Here is a 26,598-nt window from a genome sequence, read left to right on the forward strand (position 1 = left end):
ACGTAACTTCCGATACGACCGGGGCGGCCTCATTTGGGCCGCCCCGACTCTTGGACACTCTTGTGACCGCTGCCGCGTGGTCATCCGAATGGCATCAACAAAACCCGACCAACCATGAACTCCCTCTTCCGTTTCTCCAACATCCTTGCCGCCGCTCTTCTCGCGCTTGGCCTGGCAGTACCCGCCCTGCAGGCGGCCCCCGCGAAGATCTTCATCCTCGCCGGGCAGTCCAACATGGTCGGACAGGGTGTGGTGGCTGGAGAGACCACGCCTGGCACCCTTGCCTACACGGTGGCGAATGACCTCAACGGTGACTACCAGTTCCTGGTGGATGGAGCCGGTGCCTGGGTACAACGCTCCGATGTCTGGTATCACAGTGTGTCGCAGGCGGATGGAAACGCCGGGTTGACGGCTGGCTTTGGAATCGACGGTGGGTCGATCGGCCCGGAACTCGGATTCGGACACGCCATGGGTGATCTCTACGAGGAACCGGTGATCCTGATCAAGGTAGCCCAGGGAGGCAGGAGCCTCGGCGTCGATTTCCTCCCGCCCAGTTCGGGTCCCTACGCCACTCCCGTCGCCGATGGCGACATCGGGTATTGGTACGAGCGGATCATCGCCGATGTGAACGGATTCATCGCCAATGACCTGGCCAGTGTGCCCGGCTACGACGCGGTGGAAGGCTACGAGATTGCCGGCCTCTGCTGGCACCAGGGCTACAACGATCTCATCAATGTCGACCGTAGCGCGGCCTACGAGGCGAATCTCGTGAATTTCATCAATGACATCCGCAGTGACCTGTCGGTGCCGAACCTGCCGTTCGTGATTGCCACCACGGGCACGACCGCCTGGTTCACCTATCGCGAGGTCGAGCTCGCCCAGCTCGCGGTGGCCGATGCCGCAGCCTATCCGGCCTTTGCCGGAAACGTGGCCACCATCGACACGCGTCAGCCCTACGAGGATCTCACGTTCTGGCAGTTGGTCGAGGAGTCGCCGAATAATGAGGACTACCACTGGAACCGGAATGCCAAGAGCTACGTCAACCTCGGCTTGGCGATGGCGGATGTCATGTCGCAGATGGTTCCGGCCCGCTGCCCCTACCGCCTCCGGGCGACTGGCGATGCTACCGGCGTGACGCTGAGCTGGGAGGACGGCACGGATGCCGCCACCAGCGTGCGCGTGCTGCGCGACAGCTCGGAAATCGCGGCAGCGGCGCCGATAAGCCCGGCGAGCTATCTCGATACGACCGCCGAGCCGGGCCTGATCGAGTATCAGCTCGAGTTCGCCAAATCCGGCGATCCCTGCCCGCCGCTAACGCTCACTTTCGACGCCGGGATCACCGATCTCGATGTCTATCGTTTTCAGAACAAGGTCCGCCTCAAGTGGACCAACAATCTCGGCTACGCCAACATTGAAGTGCGCCGCAACGGCAGTCTGATCGATACCATCGCGGGGACTGCTACCAGCTACGACGACACCAGTCCGCCCGCCTCGGGCGACGTTACCTACAGCGTGGTGCCCACCAATGGCTCCGCGGCGCCGACCGAGGAGACTATCAATCTTGATGGCTTGTCTCCGGGCAACGCCTACATCTACGAGCCCTTTGCCGATGCGGACTCGACTCTTCGGGAGAATCGTGTGGGAGCCGGGCTCTCAGGTCGCTGGATCGGCAACAGCAGTGTCGTTGCGGACAGCCTGTCTTTCGGCACGCTGCCCACTTCCGGTAACCATGTGTCCAATCCCGGCGGTAGTGATGCCGTGGTGAATACCCGGATCCGGTCCGAGTTGGCCGAGGCCGGCCTGCTCGATCACGGCGGGGAGCTTTGGTTCAGCTTCCTCACCAACAATACCGAAGATGTGAATACCACGGTCATGTTCTGTTTGGGCACCGACCGGAGCACCATCAACAAGAGTCCCGCCAGTGAAGGAAGTGTGCGAGGCGTGCAGGACGGCGGTCAGGCCATCGGGGTGTTTCTCGACAGGGGGACGCGACCCCAAGCGGCCACTTGGCAGGCCGAGGCCCGCTCGACCGGCACCACGACCGGCACGATCCCCTCGGAAACCACAGGTCTCGTGGTCGGGCGCATCACCTGGGGCGCGGATGGCGCCTCGGCAGACACCGTCGAGATTTTCCTCCCCGGCACGGATCTTGTTTTGCCCGGCTCACCGGTTTCCACCACCAGCGCGGTAATGGATCAAGCGCAGTTCGACGTCCTTTCCTTTTCCGGCAAAAATGTAGACTCGCCGCAAATCGACGAGATTCGCTTTGCTGCCAGCTATGACGATGTGATTGCCACGGACCAGATGGTCCCGGATACGACACCGCCCAGCCCCGACCCAATGATCTGGGCGACGCCACCTGCGGCACTGGGTGACAGCAGCATCACCATGACCGCCACCACGGCCACCGATCTAAACGGCGTGGAGTATTACTTTGAAAGCGTCTCGGGCGGCGGCAACGACAGTGGCTGGCAGGACAGTTCGATCTACGTCGATACCGGGCTGAATTCTGAAACGGAATACACCTACCGCGTGCGGGCTCGCGACAAGTCGCCGAATCAGAACGCCACCGATTGGTCGCCGAATGCCGCCGCCACCACCGAGGCCACGGACAACGGTTCTCCGCCCATCCCCGGTTTCGATGTGGCCCCATTTGCGACATCATCGACTGAGATCAGCATGACTGCGGAAACCGTCGTCGATCCGGAAGGCAGCGGGGTGGAGTATTATTTCACCGAAACCAGCGGCAACGCGGGCGGTGACGACAGCGGCTGGCAGGACTCGACGACTTACACCGACAGTGGCCTCAGCCCCTCGACGACCTACAGCTACACCGTCAAGGCCCGTGACAAATCGGCCCAGCAGAACTCGAGCCTGGAGTCCGCCGCCTTCGATGCGACAACCCAGGCCCCGCCGTCCGGCCCCGGAGGCGCCCTCATCTATGAAGGATTCGACTACGATGCCGGAGGTTTGGGCACCAACAATGGCGGGACAGGTTTCACTGCTGCCTGGAGCACGATAGACAGTTCCCCGAGCGTGGTTGCCCCCGGTTTGAGCTATGGCAGCCTTGCCGTGGCAGGCAACGGCGCGGGTAAGGCAGTGAATTCCGGCTCAGGGGCAGGGGCTCGCCTCATCGGTGACACCTCCGCCCTGGACAGTGCCGGCTTGATGGCAAACGGACAGTCGCTTTGGTTCAGCTTCCTGCTTTCCATCCCGTCCGGCCATACGAATGTGGACTTCAATTTTTCACTGGGCAGTGACGGCTTCGCCGATTACGGATCAGGTGAGTTTGGAGATCGAACAAGCCTGCAAAGTGGCGAGGGAATCGGAGTGGCCAAGATCAACCGCAGTTCGAGTGTGAGCGATATCGTGGGTGCCTATTATCAGGATAATGATGCGGACTCCTATGCCGAGCGCGTGACTCAACTCGCCTTTGACCGTTGGAATGGGGCCACACTTCTGATCGTCGGCAGGATTGATTGGGGCGCCGATGATCTGGCGGGAGAAACGCTCACCCTCTACACTCCGGATACCGACCTCAACCTTGGCACCGCAGTTTTGGATGGCATGGTCATTCCCGCACTCGACCAGTCCGCCTTCGATACGGTGGCTTTCCAGATGAAGGATGCGGTAACCATCGACGAAATCCGCTTCGGGGCGACCTATGAGGATGTGATCGGCTTGGGAGGCAGCGCCAGCGATTACGACACGTGGTCGGGAGGTCCCTTCCTGGGAACGTTGGGCGACAGCAATCCGGAGTTGGACTTCGATGGCGGTGGCCTCGATACCGGAATCGAATACGTGGTCGGAGGCGATCCGACGGACGGGTCGGACGATATGGGCAAGGCCCCGGGCTTCGACAACACCACTGATCCGGACAAGTTCCTGTTCGTCTTTCGCCGGAGTGATCTGGCGAACGCCGACCCGAACACCACCATCGCCGTGGAATACGGGAGCAACCTCTCGGGTTGGACGACCGCCGCGCACGAGGGAACGGACCCCACGCAGATCAGCATCAGCGAAGTCGATGATTTCTATGAGGCCGGAATCGACCAGGTGACCGTGGCGATCCCGCGCAGTCTCGCCGTCGGTGAAAAGCTCTTCGCAAGACTCAAGGTTGCCGTGTCCATCCCATGATCCGCCACCTGATAGCGTGCCTTGGACGATCCGCCGTCGCTCTGCTCGCTCTTGCCTTTCCGATGCAGGTCGTGCAGGCGGACTCCGGAGGTGCTCTGATCTACGAGGATTTCGACTACGGCAGCGGATCCGTGGGCGGGGCCAATGGCGGGCTTGGTTTCTCGGGTCCCTGGAGCACCTACAACGCGGCTCCTGCGGTGGTCTCTCCCGGATTGAGCTGGGGTAGCCTCGCGGTGGCAGGAAACTCCGTGATCGGCAGCGCCACCGGCGGCAGCGCGGCACGCGACATCGGCGCCCCCTCCGTGCTCGATGAGGGCAACCTGATGGCCAATGGGGACACCCTCTGGTTCAGCGTTGTCATGCGGAACGCGCCCAGTTCCATCGTGAATGTGGACTTCAGCTTCTGTCTGGGCACGGACGCCTTCGTGAATTTCGTCACGGGCGCGGGGGGGACATTCGGACAACGGAGGAATCTCGCAGGCGGCGAGGGAATCGGAGTGTCCTTTCTCAACGCCAATTCGACCTCAGGCAGAATCCAGGGTGCCTATTGGCAGGATGACGCCGATGCCGACACCTACGCCAACCGCGTCCTGTTGGACACTCCGGCCTACATCAACGAGGATGCCAGGATCCTGATCGTCGGCCGAATCGATTGGGGCGCGGATGATCTGACGGATGAGACACTCACCCTCTACGCGCCGGACACCGACCTGAACCCCGGTAGCCCCATTTTGGCGGCAGCGACCATTCCCGCGCTCGACCAGTCGGCCTTCGATACGGTGGCTTTCCAGTTGAAGGGAGGGGCGTTTGTCGACGAGTTCCGCTTCGGTGCGACGTACGAGGACGCCGTCGGCCTGCAGACGTCGTCGCAGCCAAAAACCGCCCTGATCGACTTCGGCAGCGCCTCCGGCTTGCTCACCTCCTCGGGAGGATTGACCTACAATGCGCCTGCTTTCAACGACACGACCGATACCACAGGCTCCGTCGGGCTGAACAACGACATCACCGGGTCGGCGACCGGCTGGACCATTGATGTCACCCGGACCAGCGGTGGCACTTCCGACGCGGGCAATGCCGTCTCGGGTGCCAATCCTGTGAACGTGTTTCCCGGCGAACTCGCGGACTTCGCAATCGCCGCATTGCAGGACAGCTTGTTCTTCAATGCGGGAGATCAGGCTGCCGGCGAACTCACCGTGACCATCGGCGGGCTGGACAACTCCATGCTCTACGACCTGCTCTTTTATGGATCGCGTGCGAACCCAGGTGGAACCCAGACCTGGCATCTGACCACCGGCAGCGGCACGGCTGCCGACGTGATGCACGGTTCCGCCAACAACATGACCACCGTGGTCGACTGGAATGGCATCGCCCCGGATGCCGGCACCATCGCATTTACGGCAAGTGTGACCGGTGGTGTGGGTGCGCTCAACTTCGGTCAGGTGGTCGAACGGGTCCCCGAGCCGGATCCTTTGCCCGTGATCGACACGTTCATCGTGGACGACCGCTACGTCGCGCCAGGATCCACCGTGACCCTCGACTGGGCCGTCAGCGGTGCCGACAGCGTCATCCTCAGTTCGGAGGCCGGTCCCGTGGCCGCCTCGGGCACGCTCGCGAAGACGATCGCCGCGACCACCACCTTCACCCTCAGCGCCACCAATGAAGTTGGAACGGTCGAGGAAAGCCTGACGGTGCATGCGGGCCCCCCTCGTCCGAACATCGTCCTCTTTCTGGTCGATGACATGGGGCCGATGGACACTTCGGTGCCGTTCAGTTGCGACTCGAACGGGACTCCGGTCCACCGCAACTTCAACCACCTCTACGTTACTCCGGCCATGGAGGCGCTCGCCGGCAACGGCATGCGCTTCACCCATGCCTACGCCCAGCCGACATGTAGTCCGACCCGGGTCAGCCTCATGACGGGCCTCAATACCACGGGCCACGCGGTGACTTCGTGGGTCTCCACCAACGGCGAGAGACTGGGACAGTATGCCCCCTCGAACTATCGCAACCGGGGGATCGAGAACCCGGATGAGGAGACCCTGCCGAAATGGCTGTCAGCCGCGGGATACCGCACCATCCACACCGGCAAGGGACACTTCACCGACCAACACGATCCCAATGTCTATGATGAGGTCGAGGACCCGCGTTTCATCGGCTTCGATGTCAATATCGGCGGCAGTTGGCAGGGGCAGCCCGGCAGCTATCTCGGCACCGACAATTACGCCGGCCCCTCGCGCCCGTCGTGGCTCATCCCGGGGGTGGAGGAATTCCACGGGACCAACACCTTCTTGACCGAGGCGCTCACGATCAAGGCCAACGAGGCGATCACGGAAACCGTGGGCCGCGGCCAGCCCTTCTTCCTCTACATGTCCCACTACGCGGTGCACGCGCCATTTCAAACCGATCCGCGGGCCACCGGCGACTATTCCGCCATCACCAGCACCAGCCGTTCCTTCGCCACCATGATCGAGGGCATGGATCTTTCTCTCGGTGAGATCGTCGCCCATCTTGATGCCGAGGGAGTGGCCGAAGAAACCCTGATCATCTTCCTCGGCGACAACGGCTCCGACAACCCCCTCCTCAACGACAACGCCCTGCCGGATGCCCCCTACAACGACTATCCGCTCCTCGGAATGAAGGGGAACCGTGCCGAGGGGGGCAGCCGCATCCCACTGATCGTGGCCTGGGCCAAGCCCGATCCCACCAACCCCTTCCAGCAGGCCCTCCCGATCCCGGGCAACTCGGTCGAGCACGACATCGTCGCCTGCTGGGACCTGCCGGTCACGATCATGAATGTCGCCGGGGTCGAAATTCCCTCGACCGCCGATATCCATGGTCAGGACCTGAGCCCCTACCTCAGCGGTACACCGGGATCCCACCGCGAGCAGGAAATACTCATCTACTATCCGCACGGACGGGATGACAACGACCACTTCGCCAACTACCGGAAGGGCGACTGGAAGCTGACCTATCTCTGGGAAGAAGAGCGCTTCGCCCTTTTCGACCTTGCCGCCGATCCCACCGAAAGCAGCGACCTTGCGGCGACCCATCCGGAAAAGGTCCTCGAAATGGCCCGGGGCATGGCGCGCCGGTTCGAGGAGGAATGGACCACCACCTTCGGCACGATCTGGCCCACCTATCCGTCTGCCGGCCAGGGAGCCCTCTCGACCGCCGCCATCATGGGCAATCTCGATCTCGATGGTGACGGCCGCAACGATGCCGACGAGGACGCCAACGCCAACGGCCTGCTCGACCCGGGCGAGACCGACCCCGACGACCGGGACACGGATGGTGACGGATCCGACGACCACACCGAGCTGCGCCTGGGTCTCGATCCCCTCAATCCGACCAAGTTCTTCCGGGCCATGATCGGACCGGCGCCATCGAACGGCTTCGAGCTGCGCTGGCCGTCCCAGCCCGGGCTCACCTTCACCATCCGCCACAGCGCGGACCTCGCCACCCCGCCATTGGGTTGGACCACAGTGACCGGTGTGCCCGCCGCCGCTTCCGGCGACGAAAGCACCTGGACTTACGCCGGCCCCGACACTCGCCGGTTTTTCGTCATTGAACTTGAGTGAGCGGGTTGACTGGATTGTGCAGTCATGGAACCGTTCAGCCGCCTCTCCACCAGTGAACAGCTTGCCGCGTATCTGCGACGACAGATTGAGAAGGGCACGCTCAGTGGAGAAATGCCCGGTGTGCAGCAGTTGGCCAAGACCCTGGGGGTCAACTCCGTGGCGGTCGGCAAGGCGGTGCGGCAGTTGGAGCACGAAGGGCTGGTCCTGTTTCAGGGGGCACGCAAAAGTCGGAGAGTCGCCCGTTTACAACTGCCGGACAAGCCTGCGGCACCCCGATTGCGGGTTCAAATCCTGCTCTACGCGCCGGACGATTCGAAGAGCTATTACAACGTGGACGTGCAGCACCGCTTGATGGAGGCGGGGCATTCGGCGCGCTTCGCATCAAAGAGCTTGGTGGAGTTGGGCATGAACACCGAGAGAATCGCCCGCTTTGTGGTCAGGTCTCCGGCTGATGCCTGGCTGGTCTTTTCCGGCTCGCGCGAGGTGCTGCTTTGGTTCTCGCAACAGAACATACCGACGTTCGCCCTGGCGGGGCGCCGCCGTGGGATCGAGATCGCGAGCACCGGTCCCGACAAGGTGCCCGCGTTGCGGACAGCGGTTCGACGCCTCGTCGAACTTGGTCACAAACGCATCGTGATGTTGGCGCGCGAAGTGCGCCGCAAGCCCGATCCGGGAGAGTTCGAGCAGGTCTTTCTGGACGAACTGGCTGCCGGTGGAATTCAACACGGCCCCTACAATCTGCCGGACTGGAGGGAAAGCGCGGAGGGGCTGCAAGGGCTGTTGGCCAGTCTTTTCCGGCACACTCCTCCCACCGCGCTGATCATCGAGGAGGCTCACACTTTCCTTGCCGCCCAGCAATATCTGACACACCACGGAATCCTCGCGCCGCGGGACGTGTCGTTGATTTGTGACGATCCTGACCCGGCCTTTGCGTGGTTTCGCCCCATGGTGACGCATATCGGCTGGGATGGCAGCCAATGGGCTCGGCGTATCGTGCGCTGGGCCGACAATATCGCCAGTGGCAAGGACGACAGGAGTCGGAGCTTCACCAAGGCTGCGTTTGTCGAGGGAGGCACCATCGGCCCCGTTGCCGGCCATGTTAGACGAATCGTTTGAGGGCCCGCGGGGCAAGAAGCCCTCGACTATCGTGTGCCTTGCAGACGCGACATGATCCTGAAGGGCCGTGCTGCGCTGTCTGCCACGGATTACGGGGATTCCTTATCCTGAAAGGATAACAGGCGATAGCCCGGGGTCGAGGATCCCGCGAATGCGGGAGACGACCACCTCGGGTTGGATGGTGGGTTGAATCCGCACCCTGAAAGGCGTGCAAGAAATGCCGTTTCACCGATCCATCGGAACCCGATGTCAGCGGCGTCGGCGAAGAATCCCCAGAAACGCGAACCCCAGCAAAAATGCCGATGACGGCTCGGGGATGGCGCCCACATTCCCTTCCAGGCTGACATTGTCCAGGAGGTGGATACGCGTATTGCTTCCGCTACGGTCCGTGAGATAAAACCGGAATTCCACCGTCGTGTCCGTCAGGTTTTGCAGGCTGGTGATGCCGGTAAGGTCAATCGGACCACTCAATGAGGGGTCGCTACCTTCATTTCCAAAGACACCCGCAAGCTCATTGCCAACCGTGAATCCGGTTTTGTCACTGAAGAGGCCAAAGCCGAAGTCAAAACCGCTTGTGGAAGTGTAATCAAAATCAATGCTGGTCAAGTCCACCTCGGTGGCGCTGTCGATGGTCACGGTGAAACTGAGGTAATGACCATTAGTAATCGCCGCATCCATAACGGTATCCAAGTCCGACGGATTGGAAGGGTCAAAGGCAACAGTCGGGGTATCATCACCACCGATTTCAACACGATTACTCGTGTATGACGGAGTGATACCACTGGCTGCGAAGCTGCTGGCGGTAGTGGAGAGTTCCGTATCCGAGGATGCCGTCGATCCGCCGGTGAAATCATATTGGGCGATGACCGTGGCCTGTGCTGAGGCGGATGCGATCAAAGCGGCACAGAGGAAGATAAATGGTCGCTTCATGGGGGTATCGTTTAAGCTTTCTTGAAAATATTGCTGATTGCCAAGCTGTCAGGGTCTCGTGAGTTGCTCTGCGCGGCAGCAGCAGTTCCGGGTTGTGTCGCCCGGCCTGAAAAGGCGCGCAAACGAGTGATGCTGCTCATGCCCTGCTTTTCAAGTTCTAATTTTCGGACCAACTGGCACCTCGTTTAGTTCAGATCGGGGAATTGCCCCAGGCGACTGCGGTTGGCCGCCGCGATGGTGATGGAATTCCACCCGCGGGCGGCCCCAACGATGGCGGGCTTGACGGGGCATCGGGGCCGGGGTGTCCTCAAGGTGCCGTTTCGGCCCGGAGGAAGGTGGCGTCCTTGGCGGTGCCGAGGGTGAACTGCACCGTGGCATGGCCGCTGCCATCGGTGGTCACCTCGTTGCCGACGAGCGTGCCCACGGTCACGGTGGCCCCGGTTAAATCGATGGGATTCTGATCGGGATTCGAAAAGTCCAGGTCGTCGGCCTCGACCAGCTTGTAGTTGGTGTTGGCGGCGCCCTCGATGCTCACCTCGGCGCTGCCGTCGGTCGGATCGTAGCTGAAATCGGTGATCGTCGGCGAGGCCGACAGCGTCGCCACCGCTGCCTCCAGACTGACGCTGTCGAAGACGTGGATCCGTGTGCCCACTCCGCTTCGGTCCATGAAATAGAATCGGAATTCGACGGATGTATCCGTCAGGTTCTGCAGGCTGGGAATGCCGGAAAGGTCAATCGGACCGCTCAGCGAGGGGTTGCTCGCCTCATTGCCAAAGACACCGGCAAGCTCGCCGCCCACCGTGAATCCGGTGATATCCGTGAAGACTCCAAAGCCGAAATCGAAGCCACTGATGGAGCTGTAATCGAAGTCGATACTCGTCAAGTCCACCTCGACATCGTTGCCGATGGTGACGGTGAAGCTGAGGTAGCTACCCGTGCTGATCGCGGGAGCCATTGCATCGTCCAGACTGCTAGGATTGGGCGTAGGAGGATAGTTGTAGGGAGTGTCATTTCCTCCAATCTCGACCCGATCCGAGGTGAACGCAGGCGTCACCCCGGATCCGGAGACCATGGCTCCTGCGACCGTCAGCGTTTCCGTATCGGAGGATGTGGTCGCGCCAGCGGTGAAATCATAGACGGCAATCGGGGTGGCTGGTGATGACGCGGCTGCGATGAGGGAGGCGCTTAGGCAAGCCAGTCGATTTTTCATGGGATGGTTGATTAAGTTCGATTGACAATCTTGGTGGACTTCGAGCTCCCAGAGTCTTGTCAAGAGCAAGAGGGGGATGCGGCGGGAACCATGTCCACTATCCAATCAGCGGCGACGCTCCAACCCCAAATGGCCGAAGTGACTGTAACCATTTCCAGATCAGATGCTCCAGATCCGCGGGGTCTGTGCGAGAAGGTGCGGGGAAGATGGATGCCGGATCATGCGTATTTCTGATCGTCAACCCAGATCCAGCCATGCCCCATCCCGGCCCATCCACCTCGCGCCGTCAGTTCCCCAAGCAATCAAAGGTCACCATCAGCGCCAAGGGCCAGGAACTGCGGTTCAAGGCCTGCCGCGAGGGCTGGCCGCTGGTGGGGTGATCCCATTTCCATCGATGCATCGACGATCCCATTTCATCGGCCTTGCCTGCGTTCTCAGCCTGCGTTCGTTGCTGGCGGGGGAGGGGGTCGCCGAATGGCGGCAGCAGGTGCCGCAGGATTGCCCCTTCGAAATGTCGGAGGACTTCGCGGGGGTGCGCTTCACCGGCAGGCACAGTGATTATCACGTCGGCGACACCTTCTACCCGTCATGGGCCGCCGATGGGAATCTGTATTCCCCGTGGACCGACGGGGTGACCGACGGGGTCAAATGCAGTTCCGGGGGAGGGGTGAAGTCGGGTTTCAAGACCGGCCATGCCGTGATGATCGGCGACGATCCGCTCAAACTGGAGATCCGCAACACCTCGCCGCCCAAGCAGGCCCTGGCCACGCCCTATCGGGGCCGCTACCCCTGTGGATCGCTGGTCCACGACGGCATCTGGTACTACGGCACCTACTGCCTGGGGCCGAGCGCGAGTTATCGGCATCAGGGTCTGAGCTGGAACTGGCCGGTGCTGGGTCCGATGCCGGGATTCCAGATTTCGCGCGACCTCGGGAAAACCTGGGAGCCGTCGCCCCATTCGGCCACCGAGCCCCTGTTTCCCGAGCCGGGCCAATTCCTCGGTCCGGTGAGAATGGGGGCGCCCAAGTTCGTGGACTTCGGCCGCAACATGGAGCACTCGCCCGACGGCAAGGCCTACCTCATCGGCATGGGCGCGGAGGAGAACGATCCGAAACCCCGCCCCTGCATCCGCCCGGCGGAGGATGGCAGCGGGCTGGTGATCCACGATGGGGTCTGCGAGGAACCGATCCGCATGGAAGTCCGGCGGGGTGAGGAGGCCGACCCTCAACTCAAGGCCCCGGCGGCCGCGGCTCGCAAGCAACTCAAGGGCAGGACCTTCAATCACGGCAACCTCAGTTGGATCAGCGCCGACCAGGTCTATCTGGCGCGCGTCACGCCCTCGCCGCAAACCATCAACGACCTCAGTGCCTACGAGTTCTTCGCCGGGCATGATACGGGAGGGGATCCAGTCTGGACGGGCGATTTTTCGAAGATCCGGCCCTTGCTCGAATGGAACAACCACATGGGCTGCGTGACGGCCACCTGGGTGCCCGGGCTCAAGAAGTATCTGATGTGCGTGACCGATGGTTGGCCGACGGTGACCAGGATGACTTCCTACATCCTGGAGGCCGATGAATTGACGGGACCGTGGAAGATGGTCGCCTACATGAAGGACTTCGGGGAGCAGGCCTACTTCCTCAATGTGCCCAGCAAGTTCATCGGCGGGGACGGTCGCAAGATGTGGCTCTGCTACTCGGCGAACTTCGCCAACGAGGGCAACGGCCTGCTGGTCGAGCCGCTCAAGATCCATCCGCCCGGTGGTCGATACGGGCTGAGCCTGCACGAGATGGAGCTGATCCCGCGCGGCGAATAGCCAGCGGGTGATCTGCCGGCCTTGCCCGGCATGCGGCCACTGCATCATCAGGACGGGCTGGGCGGTTCCCCGGCCTTGAGATCGTCCGCATCAACCATGGATGCAGTGATGACGTGCAAGACACAGGACATGGCGATTCAGCAACTCCGATCGCCGTACGTAGCTGTATTCGGAACTAAGTCAGATTCGGGCTGAATCGCCTGAGAAGCCATCACGTCGGGAGACGATTCTCTTGAGCTGAATGACCGCGTTTAGAGCCCGTAAATCCCTGAAATTCAGTCATGAAGGCAGTGTCAATTGTGCGGTTGGATTGATCGGAACCCCGCGTTCTCGATGACGGATCAAGCAGCTTCAACACCCTGATTGCACAGATGGAAAAACCTTGCGCCGCATGGGACCGATTTGATCCATGCAACTCATCTGACCACACGGTCGCATCCAAATCGCCACTCTGGGGAAACCACCGAAGAGTCGCCCGGCAGGGCTGAGAAAACCGAAGTCGACAGCAATCCATGAACGCGAGCATCAAGACCTGTTTCCGAATCCTGGCCCTCTCAACCGTATCGCTCTGCTTGTCGATGACCATGGCGAAGGGCGATTATTACGAGGAGGAGCCCTTCTTTCAGCCCTATCCCCGGGCGAACTGGCAGATCAAAAGTTTCGGACCCGTCGGGATCGGCATCTCGATCCACAACCATCAAGGCGAGATGTCGATGAAGATCCTCAATGTCGAGGAGGGCTCGCCCGCGGCCGGAACGGGTCAACTGGAGAGCGGGCAGATGATCGAGAGCATCAATGGCGTCAAACTCGAAAAGCGCGACCCGCGCCTGATCCTGGCAGAGCTGATCACCGATGCGGAGGCGAGTGACGGGGTCCTCAGGTTCGCCATTCGGGACAAAGGCCTCGTCAGGGTCACGATCCCGGTGATGGAAAGTTACAGTCCGACCTGGCCGCTTAACTGCAAAAAATCCGACAAGATTGTTCGGAACCTGGCCGACCGGATCGCCGAGGTCGGCGAGAAGGAGTGGGGCTCGGTGCTGTTCCTGCTCTCCACGGGCGAGGAGAAGGATCTCGAGGTCGTTCGTGGATGGATGAAGAAGCGCGAGACAGTCGGCAGCATCAACTGGGAAATCGGTTACCGCGGGATCGGGGTGTGTGAATACTATCTGCGAACGGGGGATTCGTCGGTCCTGCCCATGATCCAGAAGGCCGCCGATGATCTCCGGGACCGCATCTACAATGGGGGGTGGGCCGGAAGGGGCGGCTCCTACACCTACCAGGCGGGAGGACACCTGAATGCCGCAGGGGTGCATTGCCTCACCTTCCTGTTGCTGGCAAAGACCTGCGGGGTGGACGTGGACGAGGCCACCCTGCAGGGCTCGCTGCGCCATTTTTACCGCTTTGCAGGACGCGGGAGCGTGCCCTACGGCGACTACACCCCGAAGGTCGGCTACGGCGACTGCAATGGCAAGACCAGCGGTCTCGCCTTGGCGATGGCGGCGGCCAGTCGATTGACGCCCGATGGACACCGATCCATCTATCACAAAGCCGCCCAGATCAGCGCCATGAAAAGCTTTTATGGCATCAACACCTACAGTGTGGGTCACACGGGAGGAGGCATCGGCGAGATTTGGAAGTCGAGCGCAATGGCTCTGATGAAGGATTTGCGTCCAGAACAATACCGCGCCTATCTGGATGAGAGGAAGTGGGTGATGGAACTCTCCCGCCGGCACACCGGCAGCATCGGTGTCGGCGGGGCATCCGGAGACCGCTACAACGAGGGCGCGGGTGAGAATGAACTCGCCTGGGGCAACTACTTTGCCCTGACCTACACCCTGCCGCGAAGGAAGCTCTTCTTGTTCGGCGCACCCAGCAAGTACGCCAAAACCCATGAGCTGCCGGCTCGTCCCTGGGGGACTGCGGCCGATGACGACTTCGCCTCGGCCAAGCCGGTGCGCGGGGAGAACAGCGCGCTGGTGAACAGTCCGGGTCCCGTTCATGCGGTCGGGGACATCGCGAAGGAAGACCCCCGCCAACATGCCGGCAAGGCCGTCGAAGAGCTGATGAAGAGCGATGAGGTTTCCGATCAGGACATCGTGACCTACCTCCACCACCCGGAAATCGGCCACCGCAACGCCGCCATGTACGCGGCGCTGCGGCTGAGAAAGGATCACACCATCATGGGTCTCCTGGAGTCGGAGGATGCGAGACTGCAGCACATGGGAATCATGGCCCTCCACGAGTATCTCGGCACCTGGCGCAAAAACAACATGGACCCCGACCGGGTCACGCCCGCCATGTGGAGCCGGGTCGAGGAGTTGATCCGGGATCGCGAAACTTCCTGGTTCGTCAAGCAGTGGGCCCTGGGCGTGCTGGCCCATGCCGATCTGGATAAGTTGCGCGAATTCAGGGACCTGCTCGCTTCCCTGATCGTTCACGAGGAGCACTGGATCCAGGGATCGGCGATCTCGACGAGCAAGCAGCTCTTCGCCGACCCGCAAAGTTACAGGACGGTGTTTCCTCCCGTGGCTCAAGCTCTCTCGAAGGCCACCGCCTACCCGATTGTCACACGGACCGGCATGATCACCAGTCAACTCAAGACGGAGGGAACTCCCGAAATGCGCGAGTATGCCGTGGAGGTGCTGAAGCCGCTTTACCGTGACCTGCCCAATGAGATGGTCAGCGAGCGGGGGATTTTCGTGGTTCCCGGTGGAGGAGGAATCAAGCGGGCAAACATCGCCAGTCTCATCGGATTCTCCGAGGAGGGGCAACACTTTCTGGATGCCATGCCGAAAATCACCACGAAATGGGTCATCAGCGGCCGGGAAGAGGACAAATACGTGTTCGGGGGTGAATTCCAACTCAACGAAGAACTGGTTGGCGGCTGGCTCCCACTGAGAATTCGCAAAGAGAAAATCAAGAGCGAGGAGGAGGCCATCAAGTTCATCGAGCGCTACATAAAGTTGAGAGGGCTGCCGTCTCCGGAGTCCAAGGACATTGGCGCGGGCTTCCGGGTCAAGGAGGGATCAGAAATCATCAATGTCTACGGCGGCGTTTCCTGGAGGTATGGAAAGACCATGAAGCATTCCGGAAACATGGCCTTCAAGCCCTTCATTGATCAGGCCTATCACTTCAAGGTCCTCACCGTTGGTGGCAGGAGGTTTCTCATGATCGAGGAGAATTTTGAGCTGGAAAGAAACAAGGACTACGTGCCTGTCTACGAGCTCTACGTGCATGTGAAAGGATGATGGCGAAATTTCCGTTCACGATCCGCCTCAGTAATAACAAACCGAACTCCGCTACCCCATGAAATGGTTCACGTCTTCATTCAAATTGATGTTCGCGTCGATGATGGCCTTGTGCCTGTCATTGCAGGCCTTTGGCGAGGATGCCACAGGCCGTTCCGGCCCCGACGAGGCCGAGGTCGTCAAGCACCTTCGTGTGATTTGGACGAACGACCCGCAAACTCGCGCCATGGTCTGCTGGGACACTGAAGAAGAGGGTACGGATCACCGTGTCTACTACGATACCGAAAGCCACGGGGGCGTTCTTGAAAACTACAGGCACAGTCAAGTGAGCACGGAGACCGGACCTTACCACGTCCATGAGAAATCCAAATCGAAGGAGCCGAGCCTGTATTATCACCACACCCAGCTGAAGGACCTCAAGCCCGACACGATCTACTATTTCGTGTTCTCCAGTGATGGCGCCATTTCGAAAGAATACCACTTCAAGACCGCCCCGGCGGAAGACAAACCATTCAAAATGTTTTATGGCAGTGATTCCCAGGGCAATTCCAGAAAATCGCATCACATTTATAAGCTCATCTCCAAAAAGTTTGAAGAAGATGATTCCATCCTGGCTCTCGCCCATGGCGGGGACTTTGTCGGGACCGGTGATGCGCCCTGGCAATGGGAGGGGATGCTGAAAATCTATCAGCTCACCACGACTTCCACCGGCCGGGTGCTCCCGCTGATGCCGGCCTATGGCAATCATGACATGGGGCCCGTCTTCGGTCAGGTGATGGGCTTTCCCGGTGGCAAAGGGAACCACTACTATGCCACACGCCTGAGTTCTGAAGTGCTATGGGTCGCGCTCAACACCTGTGGAGGGCATGAGGGCGTCGGGACAGGCGGCGCACAGCAGGAGTTTCTTGCCGCAGCTTTGGCCGAGGCACACGACAACCGCTGGAAGGTGGCCCACTACCACGATCCGGTCTATCCTGCCGTGAAGCGCCCCAGCGGCGGACGCCAAAACTGGGTGCCTCTCTTTGAAAAGCACAATCTCACGCTTGCTTGCGAAGCGGATGGCCATGTCCTCAAGCGGACGGTTCCGATTCGGGACGGGAAGCACGATCCAACGGGCGTCGTCTATATCGGCGAGGGCGGATTGGACAACGACCAGCGCTGGCCGAAGAAGGACCGATGGTACATCCAGTCACCCGGCATGACGGATCGGGTCCAACACTTCCACTTGCTCTCCTTCACGAGGGAAGCTCTCACCGTCGAGGTCTTCGACGTCGATGGCAAGGTCATCGACACCCACGTCATTGCGGCACGCCCGTCGGAGAGCAGGGACCAATGACGGGACCTCCACCGGCCATCGCGTGTGGTGGTTTGTTGTTGGCGGCCTTGTGGTCAAGGGGGTGAACCTAGTCCATGATCCTGACCGGCCCGAGCAGGCCCGAGGGGAAGAGTTCGCCGGGACCGGGCGAGGTGGTGAAGGTGTAACGACCGGCCTTGTGTGCTTTTCCACCGAGCAGGCCGGAGTCCCACTTCAGGGTGCGGGCATCCTTGTCGGGGGCCTGGGTGTCGCCCAGAAGGCGGTTGGACCAGCGGTTGGCGACCTCGATTTCGAGTTGGTTGACGCCGCCCTTGAGTGCCCCGGTGATGTCGACCCGCCAGGGCGCGCACCAGACCACTCCCAGATCCTGACCATTGAGTCTGACCCGGGCGATGTCGTGCACGGTGCCGAGCTCCAGGTAGGTTGTTGAACCCGCGCCCGTCCCGTTTCGCTTGAACTCGAAGCGCTTCCGGTAGGTGGCGATGCCGGAATAGTACCGGACGCCGTGCTCTTCAAACTGGGTCCAATCCTTGAGCGCCTCGAAGGTGATCTTCTCCGGGCCGCCGTAGTTTGGGTCGAAGCTCACCTCCCAGGGGCCTTCAAGGGTCATCTGGGCTTCGCTTTTCGGGAAGTTGACCCCGCCTGCCGATTCCCTGCGCTTGGAGGCGGCGTGAGCAAACACCACGAAGTAGCTCTCCAGAGGCTCGAAACGCAGGGGGATGCGCGTCCCGGACTTCTCCGGGCTGAACTCGGGGAGGGCGCGGATCTTGCCGGTGATGGGGTCCCAGTGCTGCGGCTGGTCGCTGCGGGCGCGGAAAAAGGCGCTGGTTTCGACCGGCTCCTCGGAGGGGTTGGAGACGAAGTAGATGTCCGCCTCTGGCGTGCGCCGATGGGTGAAGCGCAGTGGTACTTCGGAATTGAAGTCTTCATCCAGGCCGAGGCTTTGAAGAATGCCGGCGGTGAGCCCGTAATCCGGATAGATGCTGATCTTGTTTTTTTCTCGTGTCGCCTCGGGTTTTCCGGCGAGGAATTCGGCAGCGCCCGCATCGAGAAGGATCTGTCCTTTGCCGAACTTGCGGACTTGCGGGTAGGGGGCTTTGCCCCAGAGTTCTTCGGCGAGACGGCGCACCTCCTGATCCCATTTCGGATAGTTGCTCAGGCTGGGGGAGGCGCTGGGCGGGTAACCCAGGACCGTGGCCCCGTTCTCGACCAGGCCGATGATGGTGCGCAGCAAGTCCGGCGTCATGGTCTCGAAGCGGGGAAGGACGAGCAGGCGGTACTGGGTTGCCCCCGGCACGCCGATCCGATCTCCATTGACGACCATTTGCTTCAGGATGCCCTGGGAGCAGCCGTCGAAGGAGTAGCCCTTTTTGTCGGGTAGTTTGCCGGCTCCGGCGAGGGCGCTCTCTGGCGGGATGAAGGTGTGGGGCGAACCTTCCGGCGTCAGGTAGAGGACATCGGAAACGGTGGTGCCCTGCTGGAGCAGATGCGAACAGCGGCTGAGGTAGGTGTGGAAGCCGTCCACCATCGGCCACCAGGTCTGTCCGCGATCCCAGCGCACGCCCCAGCCGCCCATGGTCATGCCGGGCCGGGCCTTTTCGCCGAGGGCCTTGTGGGTGAAGGTGTGAAATTGGAAGTGGTTGACGCCCATGGCCAGTGCCCAGTCGGCCTGGTTCTTGAGCGAAGCGGGGTAGTGGCGGCCCTTTTCATCGCGGTGGCCGGTGAACGCTTCCGATGAAACGATCGGAAGGCCGAGGGTATGGCCGATCGAGGCCGCTTCGATCGCGGAGTAGGAGGTGTCATACTTCGTGCTCCAGAATTCACACATCGGCACATCGGCGTAGGCACCGTATTCGAGGTCGTTGCTCTGGTTGCCTCCGTAGGGCTCGATGGAAAACTTCAAGCCGCGCTCATGGCTCATTTCCCGCAGGGGACCGACGTAGTTTTCCAGCATGAGTTCCTGAATGGTGAGGCGGAAGTCCCAGAGCGCGCGCTCCGTGAGTTTCCGGTCCTTCACCACGCGACCCGAGAGGGTCGGCAGCCAGGGGGTGAAGTCATAGCCGCGACGCTTTTGGAAGGCATCGAGAAAGCCCGGGGACCAGTTCTGGGCGTTCATTTCCCAACTGTCGAGGTGCAGGGCCACGAGGCCACCCTGCGAATCCGGATCACCTGGCCCGGCGGCGTCGATCAGTCTCTGGCAGTAGTGCTCGAAGTGCTTTTCGAGCAGCTCCCGGCTGAATTTGTCGTGGTCGAGCCCGACCACGGGGAAGGATGCCGGGCGATTGCTGGTGCCGTTGGAGCGACGGCCGAAACGCAGGACGGTCCATTCACCGGCGGGCACCTCCCATTCGAGGATGCCCTCCGCGTTGAGATGTCCAGTCAGGTCGATGACGGCTTCCGGATCGATGGCCGGCTCCTCCGGATTGATGGCGGGGATGGCCGGACCACTTAAAAAGGCCGCCGAACCGTGCATGTAATCGGAGCGTTGATAGAAGGCGACCTGATCCGCGTCTTCGAGGGTCACCTCGGTGGCGGGGAAGGCGTAAACCGCGACGTCCTCATAAAAGTCGACGTCGAGCATCTTCCACCAACGGGCCCGCTGCGGGGCGATCGGGAGTTTTTCTTTGATCGTTGCCGGTCCCTTGAGCGTGGTTTCGGAGTAGACGAGATGCTGCATCGACTCCTCCGGTTTGATCCAGGGTCCGCCCGTCCCCGTCCAGCCCGGGCCCACCCCGAGAGTCACATCGATGCCGAGTCTGCGGGCCTCGTCCACCCCGTGGCGCAATAGCTTCATCCACTCCGGCGAAAGCATCTCGACGGGTCCCCTTGGCACACCGACGTTGACCTCCAGCCACACCACATGTCCCATTCCCGCAGCCTTCATCGATTCGAGGTCGCGCGTCATTTCCTCGCGGTCCAGGTTGCCGTCCATGAAATACCAGTAGGCACCCGGCCGGGCGGGATTGGGTGGATCTTGAAAGGCGTCTTGCAGTGCGGGCGACTGGGCCGACCCGTGGGATGCCATGGACAAGACCAGGCATAGCAGGACTTTGCGCAGCGGATTGCGGTGGCGACGTTTGGACGACAGGTGTCGCATGGGGTTCATTGGCTTTGGTTTGAATGGGCTGCGGTGCCTGCCCAGGGCCGCGCCTGTGGCGGGTCGGCCGATGTTTCGTCAGCGGCCCCTTTTTGACAGGATGTTGCGGCGTGATGTCGAAGCGCCGCAAGCCTGGTGATTCGAAGGGGTTCCATCCGTTCACTGGGTCAGCGCTTCGATGCGGAATTGAAATTGCGTCGGTTCATTCTTGAGTTGGTAGGCCGGCATGGGAGGGGTGCCCCAGCTGTTGTTGCCGCCCACGCCTGTCTGCTGTTTGTCGAGGTTGAGGTGGATCACATCGGCGCGCTCCATCTCGAAACTGTAGGCGGCGCTTTCCATCACCTGCCTCGAATAGTGGCGGGCGGCGAAATTCAGTTCAGGCATGCCGCTGATGCGCAGCCCGTGGCCCTCCGGATCTCTGAGCGTCAACCAGCGGACTTCGCTGCGGTTGCCGTTTTCCTGGGGGCGGGGGTAGTCGACCCAGAGGCCGTCGACCGTGTCTTCATAGAGGCCAATGCGTTCAAACTTGCGATCGCTGTAGGTCGGCTCGGGACCCCGTCCATACCATTTCACCCGGTCCATCCCGGAGGGGAGTTGGAGTTTCACCCCGTAGCGGAAAGGAGCCTTGAGTTCGGGGTACTCCTCCTTCTCGGGCACCTTGCCGGGCTGGTAGTTGTATTCGACATCGATCGCCGCGTTGGGATGAATGGTGTAGGCGATATCCAGCCGGGCGTCGTAGAGCTCCGGGAGCAGGGCGCTGGTTTGGATGACAACGGCGGAGTCATTCCTGGTGACCTTGAAGGTCTGAAGCTTCCAGTTGTCGCCGGCATGCTTCCACTTGTCATTGGAGTGACGTTTGTAGGATTTGCGGTCGTTGTCGGTATAGGCGCGCCAGAACTCCGGTCGTGGGCCCTCGCACAGCAGTTTTTTGCCCTGATACTGGAAGTCGGTGAGCGTGCCCTGTTGCTTGTCGAAGGTGGCAGAAAACCCATTGCCGCTGATGCGGGTGAGATCACCATCCTCGTCGACGGCGAGTTCACCGCCGACCTTGCCGAAGGATGTCGCCGGGGCGGCGTGCAATGGAAACTGCTCCCAGGCGAGTTCGTGGCCGGCAGGGACCAGGGGCGAGTCGCCTTCTTTGGCCGTGTAGCTGAGGTTGAGAAAATATTCCGCGCTGCAGTCGGAGGGAATCTCAGGCAGCTTGAGGGTGAGGGGGGCGGTGGCATGCGCCGGGACATCCAGCCCGGGGATCTCGCCTTCCGCCATCACCGCGCCGTCCTTCAGGACCTGCCAGCGGCCATCGACCTTGTCCTTCAGGTTGGAAAAATCGAACCAGTTGCGAACGCTCAGCTTGCCGGCGCTGAGATCCACCGGGGTGGTGTGGACGTTGCGGTAGATGTATTTGATGGCACCCAGTCCCGGGTGCGGGGTCCGGTCCGAGGCGACCAGGCCATTCATGCAGAAGTTGCCCTTGTTCCAGATGCCCTTGGCATTTTCCCACCATCCTCCGTAGGCGAAGAAGCTGTCCTTGACCGGGCCGACACCGATGCGGTCGCGGTATGCCTCCGGCACCGGCTGGCGCAGGCCCTGGTCGACGAAGTCCCAGACGTAAGCCCCCATGTGATGCCTTTCGGCGTAGATGTGATCCCAATATTCGCTCAGGTTGCCGTTGCTGTTGCCCATGGCGTGGGTGTATTCGCAGAGCACGAAGGGTTTCTGCTTTCGACCCAGCAAGGTGCCCGGTCCCGCGTACATGCGGGAGGCGACGTCGGCGGTTTCGTTGGAAAACTCGGCATGGACGGGGCGGCTCGGATCGAATGCATGGACCCAGTCATACATTGCCTTCGGGCCGGCACCGCCTCCGGCCTCATTGCCCAGCGACCAGATCACGACGCAAGCGTGGTTCTTGTCACGCTGAACCATGCGCTCAATCAGGTTGAGTTGCATGGGAACGAAGATTTCCTGACCGGAGAGTTCCCGCTTGCCGTGGGTTTCGTTGTTGGTCTCGTCCATCACGTAGATGCCGTAACGATCACAGAGCTTGTAGAAATGGGGATCGTTGGGATAGTGCGAGGTGCGGATGGCGTTGATGTTGTTTTGCTTACAAATCCGGATGTCCTCCAGCATGCTTTCGCGCGGGATGTTGTGCCAGGAGTCGGGGTGTGTCTCATGGCGGTTGACCCCTTTCATTTTGACCGGCACGCCGTTGATGCAATACACGCCGTCGATGATCGCGACCTCCCGAAATCCCACGCTCCAGGGGATGACTTCGACGACGGCGCCCTTGGCATCCAGCAGGCTCAGGTGCAGTTGGTAGAGGTGGGGCGTTTCCGCGGTCCACTTCAGGGGATTGCTGATGACTTCGGATAGTCCGCCTTCGTCAGCGGAGAGCTTGCGCTCGAAGACCTGCCGGCCGTCGGGCGCGGTGAGCGTGGCGCGAACGGTTTGCCCCGTCGTGTCCCCGTAGCATTTGAAATCGATGGCGAGCGTCACATCACGGTATTGCTCGTCGAGGTCCATGCGGACATGGAAGTCCTCGATCCCGGTGTCGTCGCGGGACCACAGGTAGACATCGCGGTAGATGCCCGCGAGCCTCCAGAAGTCTTGGTCCTCGAAATAGGAGCCGTCGCACCAGCGGTAGACTTCGACCGCCAACTGGTTCTCGCCCGGCACGAGATATTGGCTGATGTCAAACTCCGCGGGGGTGCGGCTGCCCTGGCTGTAGCCGACCTTCTTGCCGTTCACAAAGAGGTAGAAGGCCGAGTTCACCCCCGCGAAATGGATCAGGGTGCGGCGGCCCTCCCAGCCATCCGGGAGGCTGAAGCTGCGGCGGTAGCTGCCGACGGGATTGAATTCACGCGGGGCCTTCGGCGGATCGACCGGGAAGGGGTATTTCACGTTGGTGTAGATCGGGATGCCATGGCCGTGGGCCTGCCAGTTCGAGGGCACCGGGATCGTGCCCCAGTCGGTGTCATCAAAGTCGATCTTGTGAAATTCGGCAGGGCGGCTGGCCGGGTTCTCGGACCACTGGAACTTCCAGTTGCCGTTGAGAGAGTGAACCCATGGGCTTAGGCGCTCGTCATCGACCTGTGCGGCTTCCAGCGACGGAAAGGTCATCATCCGGGCATGCGGTGGCAGGGTGTTGACCTGAAGAATGGAGGGGTCATCCCAGGCCTCCGCAGGCACGCTTTGGGCGGCCAGGGCCGGGTGGAGCAACAGGATGGTTGGTATGATCTGGTGGAGTTTCATACGGGTTCTCTTGTTCAACAAGTGCTAGATCGTGTTCACGAATTCCCGGGGCGGCGATAGGAGATGGAGGATGAGAGATGCTTGGCGGGAGGGCGGGCCTCTCTGGCGGGGGAGGCGGGCCTCCTCGCAAGGCATTGCGAATGAGTGGATCGACATCCACGATTGAGCAAAAACGCAGCGATCTCATCCACCAGCCCCATGATTTGCCCGCCCGCCACCATGATTTGCCCGCCCGCCACCCATGGCGCGCAAACCGTAGAAGTCCACCCTGAAGATGCAGGCAATCCAGTGGCTCGCGCCATCTGTATTCCAAACCGACCCTTCGTGCTTGTCCTGAATTTCCCGGAAGTTGAGATATTGTAACTCATATTGAATCCGGAAGAACTGGCGAGTCGGGCCATCGGGGATGGGGAAGACGTTCTCGTAAGGTGTTGCCGGGTTCTTTTGAGAGTGGATCCTTCGGGATGAGTCGCCCACAAGAGACTGTGGTTTCTCCTCGCACGACTAAGGCCTCGAGCGGCGACCGATGGCAGCCAAAGCAGCGAGAGCCAGCAGGGCAAATGACGAGGGTTCTGGAATCGCGGTGCCGTTGATGGTGAGGTTGTCCAGACCGGTGTGGTTGCCTGATGTGTCGGTGCCGGTATAGTCCCCACCGCGAATCCGCAGGGTGTAGGTGCCGGGTAGATCCAGCGCAACATCGACGAAGTCGAAAGTGACCAGCGGTTGTGAACCTGAGCCGGCGACTGTGTCTGCGATCGTGATGGCCTCGACCAAGCCATTACTTGGGTTGAGCAAAGACACCGTGAAGTCATTCTGGCGATTGGGATTCTCCGCTTCACCTCCACTCACCGAGAGCGCGTTGAAAGTCACGTCCGTCAATGTCACATCAAAGCCCGAGGAGACTGTGATCGGGATATCGAAAGTCCAAGAGGTGTTGAGATTCGCGACATTGAGTGCCGGGGTAAATGAGTCTTGAGTCAGGGTTTGACCATTAAACAGGTTGACCGCTCCACCGCCAAACTCAGAGACCGACAGGTTTCCGGGATCATTGATGCCATTGAGACTCCAGTTCAGATTGGATTTCGTATTGCCCGAAGCGGTGCTGTCATTGAAATCCGTGGATGCGAGCACCGCTGCGTGTGCGGAGGCTGAAAGAGTCAGCGCTAAGCTTACGATGGGGGCCAGTCTGTTCATGGTTGTTCGCTGTCCATGGTTGTTCGCTGTCTGATGTCGAAGACGTCAAACTGCCGCATCATTACGAACCTGGAAATGCGTGCCCATTACAAACTGGCATCTTTCTGTTTCCATTTCTAGGATAGAGCGAATGGCAGTCGCCGAGCTGACTTTCCCATCTTCCCTCCGGGGCAGAGGAATCGGTCTACTCACGGGGAGTCGCCTCAAACAGCGCCTCCAGTTCTTCCAGAAGCGGATCTGCAGCGAGGCGCTGGACGACATCGGGGTGTTCAACAGCGAGGTTTTCCGTTTCTCCGACATCTTTTTCCAGGTCGTACAATTCATAACCCGCATGGGCTCCATGAGGTCGGAACAGCTTGTAGCGCCCCTCCCGCACGGCCACGGACTGGTGAAACTGGAACACCAGTCTGTCGTGGGGCGACGCGGCTTCTCCTTTCAGGGTGGGGGTCGGATTCTTGCCATCCAGCCTGCGACTGGAGGGGACGCTGGCTTTTGCCGCGGCAAGCGACATGTTGAAGAAATCCAATTGCATCAGTGGTTCTTCGCAAAGCTCCCCCGGTGGCAGCACGCCCGGCCATTTGACGATGGCGGGGACCCGGATTCCGCCCTCCAACAGGGTCGCCTTCTGCCCACGCAGGGGAGAGTTTTCGGCCCCGAATTTGTGGTGCCCGCCGTTGTCGGAAAAGAAGATGACCAGGGTGTTCTGCGCCACGCCATTCTTCTCGAGGGCGGTCTCCAGCCTTCCGATCCCCTGATCCATGCGGTGCAACGCGGCGAGGTAGTGCAGGCGGTGACCGGAAAAGCCCTTGGCCTTGAAATGGTTCAAGTCCTCCGCCGGTGCCTGGACCATGGGGTATGGCCGTTCCTCCGTGGGAGGCGATGAATGCACCGCGTTGAAGGGCAGGTAGATGAAAAACGGGTGATCCTTGCTGGCTTCAACAAACTTGATGGCGGCATCGACGTAGGCATCGTTGGTGTAGCCGCTGAAATCCTGAACCACTCCGTTCTTGAAGATGTCAGGGTGACCGAAAAACCGCCCCGTGAAGCAATCGACGTATCCCATCGCGCTGATGAGTGAGTCGTCAAAGCCCCGGTCGAATGGTTTCTGTCCCTGTCCGTGGCCAAGATGCCATTTGCCGAAGCATCCGGTTCGGTAACCCACCTCCTTCAGTACCGCTGGCAACAGGAAATCCTCCGAGGCTGGAATCCCGCCGGTGTACTCCTTTTCGTCGTTGAATGCCGGGTGGTTCCGGTTGATCAATGCCCAGTTGGCCGTGCAGCGTTGGGCGTAGCGGCCCGTCAGAAGACCGGCCCTGGAGGGGGTGCAGGCGGGGTGGGTGACATAGAAATCCGTGAGCCTTACCCCTTCTTTCGCCATCCGGTCAAGGTTGGGTGTCTCCGCTTCCCCGGAGCCGTAACAGCCCAGATCCCCATAGCCTTGATCGTCGGAGACGATGATCACGATGTTGGGTTTGTTCGCAATCGCGGCGCTCCGGCCAAAGGCCATCGAAAGCCCGGTGGCTGTGGCAAATGCCAGAACCACGGCGGGGAAAAGCCATGCCCTCACTGCTGTGATGAACTGAACAACGATGGGGTGAGGGGGTTACGTTTCATGTTCAGAGAGTCAAGGGAATTGCAGAACAAGGACTGCATGATGCCTCCGAAAGCTTCCCTTGCGGCATGTTGGTTTTGTGTTCTTACTCGTCCAGGC

At 60.8% G+C, this 26,598-nt stretch carries 13 protein-coding genes; 7 read left to right on the plus strand and 6 right to left on the minus strand.

Annotated features, from left to right (window positions below):
- Positions 1-114 precede the first annotated feature (114 nt).
- From ACG2LG_RS12215 to ACG2LG_RS12225, 3 genes are read left to right on the plus strand one after another with little or no spacing between them, the layout of a single operon-like run.
- Complete coding sequence (locus ACG2LG_RS12215) at positions 115-4,137, plus strand: sialate O-acetylesterase (protein WP_396259357.1); 4,023 nt, start codon at positions 115-117, stop codon at positions 4,135-4,137.
- Positions 4,134-7,715, plus strand: a complete 3,582-nt coding sequence (locus ACG2LG_RS12220; RefSeq protein ID WP_396259359.1) for a sulfatase-like hydrolase/transferase — start codon at positions 4,134-4,136, stop codon at positions 7,713-7,715. Before ACG2LG_RS12215 ends, ACG2LG_RS12220 begins: the two co-directional genes overlap by 4 nt.
- 24 nt (positions 7,716-7,739) lie before the next feature.
- Entirely contained in the window at positions 7,740-8,831 is a 1,092-nt protein-coding gene (locus tag ACG2LG_RS12225; RefSeq protein ID WP_396259361.1) for a substrate-binding domain-containing protein, read from the plus strand.
- Between the two features lie 249 nt (positions 8,832-9,080).
- Here the strand turns inward: ACG2LG_RS12225 and ACG2LG_RS12230 are convergent, their stop codons facing one another.
- Both ACG2LG_RS12230 and ACG2LG_RS12235 read right to left on the minus strand, forming a co-directional pair.
- Positions 9,081-9,761, minus strand: a complete 681-nt coding sequence (locus ACG2LG_RS12230) for a PEP-CTERM sorting domain-containing protein (RefSeq protein ID WP_396259363.1) — start codon at positions 9,759-9,761, stop codon at positions 9,081-9,083.
- A 307-nt stretch (positions 9,762-10,068) separates the two neighbouring features.
- Positions 10,069-10,971: a hypothetical protein gene (locus ACG2LG_RS12235; protein WP_396259364.1), complete on the minus strand. Its 903-nt coding sequence runs from the start codon at positions 10,969-10,971 to the stop codon at positions 10,069-10,071.
- Between the two features lie 254 nt (positions 10,972-11,225).
- Here ACG2LG_RS12235 and ACG2LG_RS12240 point away from each other — a divergent pair, with 254 nt between their 5' ends.
- From ACG2LG_RS12240 to ACG2LG_RS12255, 4 genes are all read left to right on the plus strand, one after another.
- Positions 11,226-11,351 (plus strand): hypothetical protein, encoded by a 126-nt coding sequence (locus tag ACG2LG_RS12240; protein WP_396259366.1) that lies wholly within the window; start codon positions 11,226-11,228, stop codon positions 11,349-11,351.
- 14 nt (positions 11,352-11,365) lie between these two features.
- On the plus strand, positions 11,366-12,784 hold the full coding sequence (locus ACG2LG_RS12245) for a hypothetical protein (RefSeq protein ID WP_396259368.1): 1,419 nt from the start codon (positions 11,366-11,368) through the stop codon (positions 12,782-12,784).
- A gap of 512 nt (positions 12,785-13,296) precedes the next feature.
- On the plus strand, positions 13,297-16,032 hold the full coding sequence (locus tag ACG2LG_RS12250; protein WP_396259370.1) for a DUF6288 domain-containing protein: 2,736 nt from the start codon (positions 13,297-13,299) through the stop codon (positions 16,030-16,032).
- A 58-nt stretch (positions 16,033-16,090) separates the two neighbouring features.
- Positions 16,091-17,368, plus strand: a complete 1,278-nt coding sequence (locus ACG2LG_RS12255) for a fibronectin type III domain-containing protein (RefSeq protein ID WP_396259372.1) — start codon at positions 16,091-16,093, stop codon at positions 17,366-17,368.
- Positions 17,369-17,435: 67 nt separating this feature from the next.
- Here ACG2LG_RS12255 and ACG2LG_RS12260 read toward each other — a convergent pair whose 3' ends face one another.
- The 4 genes from ACG2LG_RS12260 to ACG2LG_RS12275 all read right to left on the minus strand — a co-directional run bounded on the left by ACG2LG_RS12260 (position 17,436) and on the right by ACG2LG_RS12275 (position 26,454).
- Entirely contained in the window at positions 17,436-20,372 is a 2,937-nt protein-coding gene (locus ACG2LG_RS12260) for a glycosyl hydrolase (protein WP_396259374.1), read from the minus strand.
- Positions 20,373-20,603: 231 nt separating this feature from the next.
- Positions 20,604-23,693 carry a glycoside hydrolase family 2 TIM barrel-domain containing protein gene (locus tag ACG2LG_RS12265; protein WP_396259376.1) on the minus strand — a complete coding sequence of 1,030 codons (3,090 nt, stop codon included), beginning with the start codon at positions 23,691-23,693 and terminating at the stop codon, positions 20,604-20,606.
- A gap of 504 nt (positions 23,694-24,197) precedes the next feature.
- Positions 24,198-24,887 (minus strand): PEP-CTERM sorting domain-containing protein, encoded by a 690-nt coding sequence (locus tag ACG2LG_RS12270; RefSeq protein ID WP_396259378.1) that lies wholly within the window; start codon positions 24,885-24,887, stop codon positions 24,198-24,200.
- Positions 24,888-25,071: 184 nt separating this feature from the next.
- The gene (locus ACG2LG_RS12275) at positions 25,072-26,454 is read right to left on the minus strand and encodes a sulfatase-like hydrolase/transferase (RefSeq protein ID WP_396259380.1); all 1,383 of its coding nucleotides are present in this window, start codon (positions 26,452-26,454) and stop codon (positions 25,072-25,074) included.
- Positions 26,455-26,598: the final 144 nt, after the last annotated feature.

It is taken from the genome of Haloferula sp. A504 (assembly GCF_044385805.1).
Lineage (GTDB): Bacteria > Verrucomicrobiota > Verrucomicrobiia > Verrucomicrobiales > Akkermansiaceae > Haloferula.